At 73.9% G+C, this 9,061-nt stretch carries 8 protein-coding genes; 5 read left to right on the forward strand and 3 right to left on the reverse strand.

The genetic code is table 11. The features are described from left to right. The first annotated feature begins 23 nt into the window (after positions 1–23). The 3 genes from ACFPIJ_RS40720 to ACFPIJ_RS40730 all read left to right on the forward strand — a co-directional run bounded on the left by ACFPIJ_RS40720 (position 24) and on the right by ACFPIJ_RS40730 (position 4,231). Positions 24–596, forward strand: a complete 573-nt coding sequence (locus ACFPIJ_RS40720; RefSeq protein ID WP_380123690.1) for a TetR/AcrR family transcriptional regulator — start codon at positions 24–26, stop codon at positions 594–596. Beyond that, positions 593–1,867, forward strand: a complete 1,275-nt coding sequence (locus tag ACFPIJ_RS40725; protein ID WP_380123692.1) for an MFS transporter — start codon at positions 593–595, stop codon at positions 1,865–1,867. The genes ACFPIJ_RS40720 and ACFPIJ_RS40725 overlap by 4 nt, the downstream gene beginning before the upstream one ends. A 63-nt stretch (positions 1,868–1,930) precedes the next feature. Next, a complete protein-coding gene (locus tag ACFPIJ_RS40730; protein ID WP_380123694.1) occupies positions 1,931–4,231 on the forward strand; it encodes a methyl-accepting chemotaxis protein in 2,301 nt (766 codons plus the stop codon). A gap of 218 nt (positions 4,232–4,449) precedes the next feature. On the opposite strand, the gene ACFPIJ_RS40735 is transcribed toward ACFPIJ_RS40730, so the two are convergent. Next, positions 4,450–5,199 (reverse strand): PP2C family protein-serine/threonine phosphatase, encoded by a 750-nt coding sequence (locus ACFPIJ_RS40735; RefSeq protein ID WP_380123696.1) that lies wholly within the window; start codon positions 5,197–5,199, stop codon positions 4,450–4,452. Positions 5,200–5,328: 129 nt separating this feature from the next. Continuing rightward, positions 5,329–5,646 carry a hypothetical protein gene (locus ACFPIJ_RS40740; protein ID WP_380123699.1) on the reverse strand — a complete coding sequence of 106 codons (318 nt, stop codon included), beginning with the start codon at positions 5,644–5,646 and terminating at the stop codon, positions 5,329–5,331. 117 nt (positions 5,647–5,763) lie between these two features. Between ACFPIJ_RS40740 and ACFPIJ_RS40745 the strand changes: the two genes are divergently transcribed. Then, positions 5,764–8,001: an ATP-binding protein gene (locus tag ACFPIJ_RS40745; protein ID WP_380123701.1), complete on the forward strand. Its 2,238-nt coding sequence runs from the start codon at positions 5,764–5,766 to the stop codon at positions 7,999–8,001. Positions 8,002–8,228: 227 nt separating this feature from the next. Here the strand turns inward: ACFPIJ_RS40745 and ACFPIJ_RS40750 are convergent, their stop codons facing one another. Next, positions 8,229–8,414 (reverse strand): hypothetical protein, encoded by a 186-nt coding sequence (locus ACFPIJ_RS40750; protein ID WP_380123703.1) that lies wholly within the window; start codon positions 8,412–8,414, stop codon positions 8,229–8,231. A gap of 239 nt (positions 8,415–8,653) precedes the next feature. On the opposite strand from ACFPIJ_RS40750, the gene ACFPIJ_RS40755 reads away from it, so the two are divergent. Beyond that, on the forward strand, positions 8,654–9,061 hold a 408-nt coding region (locus tag ACFPIJ_RS40755; RefSeq protein WP_380123706.1), incomplete at its 3' end, for a hypothetical protein.

Genomic DNA, 9,061 nt, shown 5'->3' on the forward strand with positions numbered 1-9,061 from the left:
GTATAGACCCTAGGATCTGGACCATGGGACATCGCGAGGACCTTCTCGACGGCGCCGTGCGCTGCATCTACGAGAAGGGCTACGGGCGGACCACCGCCCGCGACATCGTCGCCGCGTCCGGCACCAACCTCGGCTCGATCGGGTACCACTACGGCTCGACCGAGGCCCTGCTCAACGCGGCCCTGGAGAAGGCGCTCGAGGACTGGGGCAGGCAGCTGGCCACCGCGCTGCTGAGCACGAACGCCGAGGGGCTGCGTGGATTGCCGCGCTTCGAGGCGTACTGGAACAGCGTGATCGCCTCGATCGCCGCGCACCGTCCCGCGTTCCTGGCGTCGTTCGACGCGTTCGTGCAGATGGAGCACGCGCCGGCGATCCGGGCCATGATCTCCGAGGGCATGCAGGACGCCCGCGGGCTGTGGGCCTCGGTGTTCCACGGCGTCGACATCGCCACCGAGCCGCAGAAGGCGTTCCAGCTCGGCTCGTTCTACCAGGCCCTGATCAGCGGCGTGCTCACCCAGTGGCTGATCGACCCGGCCAACGCCCCTACGGGCCGTGACCTGGCCGAGGCGCTGCGGATGATCGCCGCCTCGCTGTGAACCGGCGCGTCGGCGGCATCCTGCTGTTGGGCGCGGTCGGCCGGGCACCGCTGACCGCGGTCGGGCCGCTCGTCGCGGAGATCCGCGCCTCGGAGCACCTGTCGGGGGCGGCCGCGGGCCTGCTCACGACGCTGCCGCTGCTGGCGTTCGCCGGCTTCTCCCCCGTGGCGCCGCTGGTCGCCCGGCGGATCGGCCTGGAACGCGCCCTCGGCCTGGCGGTCGCCGTCCTCGCCACCGGGATCGCGGTGCGCTCCACCCCGGTGCCGGTCGCGCTGTGGCTGGGCACGGCGGCGGTCGGCGCGGCGATCGCCGGGTTCAACGTCCTGCTGCCGAGCCTCGTCAAACGCGACCACCCGACGCGGGTGGCGCAGCTGTCCGGCGGATACTCGGCGACGCAGAGTGTGGTGGCGGCGGTTGCGTCGGGCACGGCGGTGCCGCTCGCCGCACTCACCGGCGGATGGCGGGCGGGACTCGCCTGCTGGGTGGCGCTGGTTGCGGTGGCGGCGGTCGCCTGGCTGCCGCGCGTGATCCGCCCCGCACCGGCCGCCGCACCCGGCCCGTCCTCCGTCGCGGGCGCCACGGCGGCCGATACCGACGCCGCGCGCCCCGTTGCCGGCGGCGGGTTTGCCAGCCGTACCCCCGCAGCAGCGAAAACACGCAGCGCGACCATCGACGCGCCCGCCGCCGGACGACGACCACCGTGGCGGACCGCGCTCGGGTGGCAGCTGACGGCGTTCATGGGGCTGCAATCCATGGCGTTCTACGTGCTCATCACCTGGCTGCCGTCGCTGGAACGCGACCATGGCATCCCGGCGCAGGCCGCCGGGTGGCACCTGTTCGCGTACCTCGCCGCCGCCGTCGCCGCGAACCTCGTCACCCCGGTCGCGCTGCACCGGATGCCGGACCAGCGGCTCGTCGGGCTGGTCGGGGTCGCCTGCATCGGCTTCGGCACCGCCGGGCTGCAATGGCTGCCGTGGACCGCCGCCTGGGCGCTGGTGTCGATCGTGGTGACCGGGTTCGGCGCCGGCGGGATCCTGGTGGTCTGCCTGTCGCTGTTCAGCCTGCGCACCAGGGACCACGCGCAGGCCGCGGCGCTGTCCGGGATGGCGCAGACCGGTGGGTACGCCCTCGCCGCCGTCGGCCCGGTCCTGTTCGGCGCGCTGCGGGACGGCAGCGGCTCATGGACGCTGCCCATCGCGGTCCTGTGCGCATTGACGGCCGTCATGGCGGTCTTCGCCGTCCTGTCCGGCCGGAACCGCTTTGTCGGTTAACGCTCATCTCCTGCCGCCGCGGACCGATAGGAGCAGTCGGAGAGCTAACCGGGGGGTAGTCCGGTGAGTCGGTTCGCGTCGCTCAAGGTGCGCCACAACATCATCATCGCGGTGGCGGTCGCAGGCCTGGTGGCCGCCGCCGTCGGCGGGATCGGGTTGTACAAGATCTCGCAGGTCGCGGACAGCGCCGACGCGATGTACAGCCGCGCGCTGCTCCCCGCCGCCGACGCGGCCGATCTGCGCGAGTCGGTGTGGCAGTACCGCTTCTTCGGCGCCGCCGTGAACACGATCATCGACCCCGCGGTGAAGGCCCAGTTCAACGCGTCACGGGAGGCGGCCGCGGCCAGGATCGAGGAGTCGGCCCAGCGGTTCACCACCCGCGACCTCGACGCGGCCCAGCGGAACACGATCAATCAGTTCAACACCACCTGGGGCGAGTACAAGACGCTGCTCAAACAGGCGCAGGACCTGATGGCCGCCGGGAAGACCGTCGAGGCGCAGCCCGTCCTGATCAAGCAGGTCGCGCCGAAGGCGGAGGAGGCGATCAAGGTGCTCGGCACGCTCGCCGAGGTGTCGCGCGCGACCGCGCAGGCCCGGCTCGCCGACGCCAACGACGCCCGCAACCAGGCCCGGCTCCTGGTCGCCGTGGTCCTCATCGGCGGGCTGATCCTCGCGATCGCCGTCGCGATGCTGCTGGCGCAGGCGATCCTCAGGCCGCTGCTGCAGGTCCGCGACGTGCTGACCGCCGTCGGCGAGGGTGACCTGACCCGGGAGACCCAGTTCGCGGCGGACAACGAGCTCGGGCAGATGGCGGCGGCGCTGAGCCGGGCCACGACCCGGATGCGCACCGCGGTGAAGACCCTCGCCAGCAGCAGCACCAGCCTCGCCGCCCGCGCCGACGAGCTGCAGAACGCCAGCCGCGGCCTCGCCGACGGCGACGAACGCACCGCCGGCGAGGTGTCGAAGATCAGCGGCTCCTCGCACGAGGTCTCCAACAGCGTCCAGGCCGTCGCCTCCGGCGCGGAGGAGATGAACGCCTCGATCCGCGAGATCGCGGTCAGCACCTCCGAGGCGGCCTCCGTGGCCGGCCAGGCCGTCGACGCGTCCGCCGCCGCCGAGCAGATCATGGTCCGTCTCGGCTCCTCCTCGGCCGAGATCGGCGACGTCATCAAGGTGATCACGTCGATCGCCGAGCAGACGAACCTCCTCGCCCTGAACGCCACCATCGAGGCGGCCCGCGCGGGCGAGGCCGGCAAGGGCTTCGCGGTCGTCGCCGGCGAGGTCAAGGACCTGGCCCAGGAGACCGCGAAGGCCACCGAGGAGATCGGCCAGCGGGTCCGCGCGATCCAGACCGACACCGCCAGCGCCGTCGAGTCGATCTCGGAGATCGCGCGGGTGATCGGCCGGATCAACGAGTACCAGACCACGATCGCCTCCGCGGTCGAGGAGCTAGAGCGCGGTCACGACCAGCATGGCGGGCGACCTGAACGTGGCGGCGAGCGGCGCGGACCGCATCAACGGCGGCATCGGCGAGGTGGTGCACGCCGCGGACAACACGATGCACGGCGCGCAGGCGATCCGTACGGCGGCGGCGGAGCTGACGAGCATGTCGGAGGAGTTGCGGTCGATCGTCGGCGGCTTCAGGCACTGATCGCGTCGACGCCTATTTGGCGGCGCCGGGTCCGGCGCCCTGATCGGTCTTGCCAGACGGGTGGTGGCGCGACAAGCCGAACGATCTCCGGGTCAGGTGCCCGGGGATCCTTCGGGTTGTGGGCATCCGGTGACGACGCCGTGTGCCCGCCGCCCGATCCGGCACTTCCGATGTCGGATCAGCCTTGCTGCCCGCGCGCGCTGCGCCGGGAGTGGATCTCCCCGGTGACCGGAGTCGCCGGCCGGCTGTCCGCGCAGCCGGTGCACGACTCCGATCACGTCGTTCATGCAGTGGTCGCTGTTGAGCGCGTGGTGGCCCCGACCGTGGAGGTCCGGCGAGCCGTCGTGGCTGCGCCCGAGCGGCGTGCGTTAGGTTGGGCGGCGTGGATGATCAGCTGCCGTGCCGCCTGCGGGTCGCGGGTGACGTGTTCGACCTGGCCGGCCCGCCGGCCGCGCTGCGGGACCTGGCCGGGCGGCTGCGGGCCGCCGGTGACGTGTTCGAGCAGCGCATCCGCAACGGCGCGTTGGTCCAGCAGCGCGGCGACGGCGCACTCGCCGTGCAGCTGCGTGGTGGGCCGGCACTGCACGTCAGCGGCTCCGCTGACGCCCTTGCCGTGCTGTGGGCGGCGCTCGAGGTCGTGGCCGACGAGGCCGACGCCACCCCGGACGCGGACGGGCCGGCACCGCACCGGCACGTCGAAGCACTCACGGTGACCGCCGAACGGCCACCCGCCGAACTGGTCATCTGAACCGGGCCCACGCCACCCCCGACGCGGACCGGCCGGCGCTGCACCAACGCGTCGAGGCACTCACCGTCGCCGCCGAACGGCCAGCCGACGAGCTGGTGAGCTGAGCCGCGCCAACGTGGACGGGCCGGCGCCGTGCCAACCCGTCGAGGCACTCACCGTCATCACCGATCCGCCGGGCCGGGGTCAGTAGACCTTGACGACCACGGCCGTGGCGTTGTCGCGGCCGCCGGCCTCCAGGGATGCGGCGACCAGGGCCGAGGCCATCACGTCCGGGGGCGCGCCCGAGCCCAGGGTGCGCTCCATGTGCTGATACGGCACCTGCTCGGCGATCCCGTCCGTGCACAGGCAGTAGACGTCGCCGGGGAACATCGTGACGCTCAGGACGTCGGGCTCCGGCAGGCCGGGATGGCCGATGAACCGGTGCAGCTGGTAGCGGGCCGCCTCGGCCTGCGGGGAATCCGCGGGATACCAGCCGTGCACGGCGCCGAGCCACGCCTCGGTGTGGTCGATGGTGAGCAGTTCGAGCAGGCCGCCGCGGAGTCGGTAGACCCTTGAATCGCCGATCTGCGTCACCCACGCGCCGGTGGCGTCGGCGACCAGGGCTGTCAGGGTGCAGCCGGTCAGCTCCCGCAGTGTCTGGCCGGCGGCGCGGACCTGCCGCTGCGCGTCGGCGACCGCGGCGAACAGCGGCGGCGGGGCGAACGGGCCCCGGTGCTCCTGCACGGCCGTGGTGAAGACGTCCACGGCGGTCCGTCCGGCGGTGCGGCTGCCCTCGCCGGCGCCCATGCCGTCGGCGACGACTGCGCACAGCCCGGGCCTGCGCTGCAGCTCCGCGGTGTGCAGCACGTCGAAATTGGCCGGATACCGCCGGCCGATGTCGGTGGCGGTGCCGACCTGCAGGTGGCGCCCGGCGCCACGGACCTCGATCGTCATCGACGCCCAGCCTAACCCGGGTCGTCCTCGAAGGTGACCCGGGTTCATGTGCCGGACACCTCACCGACACACCTTGCGTGACAGCCGTCTATGCCTCAGTCTGCGGCCCCGAGCGGGCCAAGGCGGGCCTCAGTCTTCGCGCCGGCGGGCCTCGACCCGCCAGGTGCCGTCGTCCAGCCGTTCCCAGCCGTCCACCTCGCCACCGAGCTCGGCGAACAGCATCACCCGGTCGAAGATCCAGTCGGCGAACTCGTCCTGCTGGTCCTCGTCGAGACCGGCCCGGATCACCGCCCCGAACGTGATCAGCCCCGTCCCTTCCAGCGGCGACGCGCCCAGGATGCCGATCACGGACAGATCGTCGGGTGCCACGTCGACGCGCTCCTCGACTTCCAGGAACCCGCCGTCGGGCATCTCCACCAGAAACGCCATCGTCGCGAACTCCGTCATGTGTCGGCCCGGTTGGTCTCCCGCAATCAATACCCTTGTGAGGACCCCGACGGCCAGCGACACGCAGCGACGTTTCGGCTGGTGCCGGTGGTTGAACAGGGCCGGTACAGTGCCCGGATGGAATCCGCGGCCCTGCCCGCCCCACTGACCAGCCTGGTCGGCCGGGACGCGGAGGTGCGCGCCGCGGGCCGCCTGCTCACCGCCGGCTGTCGGCTGGTGTCACTCGTCGGACCGGCCGGAAGCGGCAAGACCCGGCTCGCCGTCGCGGTCGCCGCCGCCGCGGCGCCGGTCTGGTTCGTTGATCTCACCACGATGCGTACCGGCGGGCACACCGATCGCCAGGATCCCGCGGGCGACGCGGCCGGGTTCGTGCTCGACGCGTTCGGCGCGGCCAGGCGCCCGGACCTCGACGCCGTCGACACGCTGGCCGCCGCGCTCGCCACCAAGAAGCCGACCGAGCCCGACAAGCCGGCTGAACCCCACAAGCCGACCGCACCCCACAATCCGGCCGGAACCGACGAGCCGGTGCTCCTGTTCGACAACTGCGAACACGTCACCGGACCCGTCGCCGCGCTCACCGCCCAGCTCCTCGCCACCACGCCCGGCCTGCGAATCCTCGTCACCAGCCGGCAGCCGCTCGGCCTGCCCGAGGAGACCGTGGTGACCGTCGCACCGCTGGACGACGACACGGCGCTGCGGCTGTTCGAGACCCGGATGTTCGAACGCACCGGACGGCCGCTGCCGCCCGCGCACCGGTCCGGAGCGGCCACGATCTGCCGGGCCCTGGACGGGTTGCCGCTCGCCATCGAGCTCGCCGCCGCCCGCGCCGCGCTGCTGTCGGTGCCCGAGGTGCACCGCCTGCTCACCGACCGCTTCCGGGTCCTCGCCGACGCGAAGGCGACCGGCCCCGAGCATCATCGGACGCTTCGGGCGGCGCTCGACTGGTCGTACCGACTGCTGTCGCCGGACAAACAGGCACTGCTGCGGCAGCTCGCGGTCTTCCAGGGCAGTTGGAGCCCGGCGGCCGCCGCCGTCCTGCCGGCGTTTCGACCCGGGCTGCTCGACGCTCTCGCCGAACGCTGTCTGATCGACCCGCAGGACACCCGGGGCCGGATGTTGCAGACGGTCGCCGCGTACGCCGCCAACCGCCTCGCCGACGACCCCACCGAGGATGCCGCGGCCCGCGACGCGCACGCCGCGTTCTTCCTCGACCTCGCCGAGCAGGCCGCCGCCGGGATCCGCGGCCCGGGCCAGCGCGACCTGCTGCGAATTCTCACCCTCGAGCAGGACAACCTCCGCGCGGCCATGATGTGGCTCGCCCGCCGGCCGGGCCGCGGCGCCGCCGAGGATCTGCGCCTGGCGACCGCATTGGCACCGTTCCAGCATTTCACCGGGGTGTACCGCCAGGGCCGCGACTGGCTCTCAACCGCCCTCGCGCGCCGCCCCCACGCGGCACCGGAGACCCACGCCGCCGCCTGTTCGGCCGCCGCGACCCTGGCCATGCTCGACTGCGACTACCCGGCCGCCGCCGCCCTCGCCGAGCGCGCCCTTGCCGCCGGGACCCCAGCCGACGACGTGCGGGTCCGGGGCCGGCTGCTCACCCTGCTGGGCAGCGTCGAACGGGAACGCGCCGACTACCCACGCTCCCGGCGCTTCCTCGACGAGGCCCTGGACCTGTACCGCACGGCCGGCGACGCCTGGGGCGAGGGCCGCGCCGCACAACTGGCGGGCGCGACGGCGTGGCTGTCCGGCGACTTCACCGCGGCGGCCGCGTTGCTGGACACGAGCCTGGCCGCGTTCCATGACCTGGCCGACGACGAGTCGGTCGCCTCGACCCTGACCCACCTCGGCGCGGTCGCCCACTTCGGCGGCGACCAGCGCGGGGCGCGCCGCCATCTGATCGAGGCCCTGGACCGGTTCACGGAGCTGTCCTTCCCGGAGGGCATCGGCTGGGCGCAGGACCTCCTCGGCCGGGTCGACCTCGCCGACGCCGCCGTCCCGTCCGCCGCCGAACGGTTGCGCGCCAGCCTGTCCATTCATCGCCGGGTCGGTGACCGGTGGCGCTCCGCGAGCGTCCTGGAGGCCTTCGCCGAGGCCCGACGCCGCCTGGCCGACCCGGCCCACGCGGCGGCCCTGCTCGGCGCCGCCGACGTGATCCGGCACGAGATCGGCGCCCCGACGCCGGCCTGCGAGCTGCCGGCCCGCCAGGCGACCGAGGAGTCGCTGCGGGCCGCGCTGGGCGAGACGGCGTTCGACCGGGCGTACCGCTTCGGCATCCGCACCCCCGTCGACGAACTGCTCGACCTGTCCGGCTCCGCCGGCCATCTCGCGTTGGCCCGCCCCGGTTTCGAGTAACCGCGCGGTCTCCTGGTTGACCTTGGAGCCTTTGACAGGTCCTGGCGGGCCGAAGTCTCCAAGGTCAACTCGATGGTCACGAACGTCCGGCGGATGCGGTGCACACCGGGCCACACTCTGAGGGTGACGACGATCGGCCCCGACCCGGCGACGACACCGCACCCGGCCCGACCGACGACACCTGCCCGCCCCGCGTCCTGTCCCCGCCCTCGCCGCCAGCGCAGCCGTCACCGGCGGCCGGCGGCCCGATGCCGGCGGCCGGCGGCCCGATGCCGGCGGGCGTCGCGGTCCGGGGTCTGGACGGGCCGCTGGCCGGCGCGTTCCTGACGATGCCGGCGCTTCGGCTGCTGCTGGCCGAGACCCTGAGCCAGCCAGGCGCGCTGGCCGCCGTCGTCGACCGGATGGTCGCCCACCTGCAGCGGCTGCCGACCGTCCCGACGGGCCCGGCCGCGCCCGGCCCGGCCGGCACTCCTACGCCACCCCGCAACGGACCCGCCGCACCACCGCCGCCCACCGACCCCGGCGGACCCGGCGTTCCGGGCGGGCCATCCCCAGGCGGGCCGGGTTCTCCACGGTCGGGTGGGGCCTTTCCTGGAATCGGCTGGATGTTGCCGGTCCGGGACCTGCCCCTGACCACCACTCCGCCGGCCGGATGGGCGCAGGCTCCCACCCCGTCCCGCGGTGCCTCGCCACCGCCGCCGGGAACCGAGGTCCCGCTCTCCCCGGGGATCACGCCGCCGCCCGGGCCGACACCGCCGTCAACGCCCGCGACCACATCACCACCGCTGCCCGGGACCACACCACCGCCACCACCAGCCGGGCCGACGCCACCACCGCCGCCCGGACCGCCACCCGGGCCGCCACCGCCACCCGGGCCGCCACCGCCACCCGGGCAGACACCACCACCACCGCCGACGCAACCACCTGGGCCGGCACCGTCGCCACCGCAGCCGCACGGGCCGATGCCACCGGCGCCCGGGGCGGGGCCACCACCTGGGCCACCACCGCCGCCCGAGGCGACGCCACCGCCGCGGCCCGGGCCACCGCCGCCGCCACCGCC

The organism is Dactylosporangium cerinum (assembly GCF_042653625.1).
Classification (GTDB): Bacteria; Actinomycetota; Actinomycetes; order Mycobacteriales; family Micromonosporaceae; genus Dactylosporangium; species Dactylosporangium cerinum.

What these genes read in the sequence shown, in the direction of transcription:
- ACFPIJ_RS40720 (WP_380123690.1), top strand. Translation starts at nt 24, where the DNA reads ATGGGACATCGCGAGGACCTTCTCGACGGCGCCGTGCGCTGCATCTAC.
- ACFPIJ_RS40735 (WP_380123696.1), bottom strand. Translation starts at nt 5,199, where the DNA reads ATGACGATCGAGGTCCGTGGCGCCGGGCGCCACCTGCAGGTCGGCACC.
- ACFPIJ_RS40740 (WP_380123699.1), bottom strand. Translation starts at nt 5,646, where the DNA reads ATGACGGAGTTCGCGACGATGGCGTTTCTGGTGGAGATGCCCGACGGC.
- ACFPIJ_RS40745 (WP_380123701.1), top strand. Translation starts at nt 5,764, where the DNA reads ATGGAATCCGCGGCCCTGCCCGCCCCACTGACCAGCCTGGTCGGCCGG.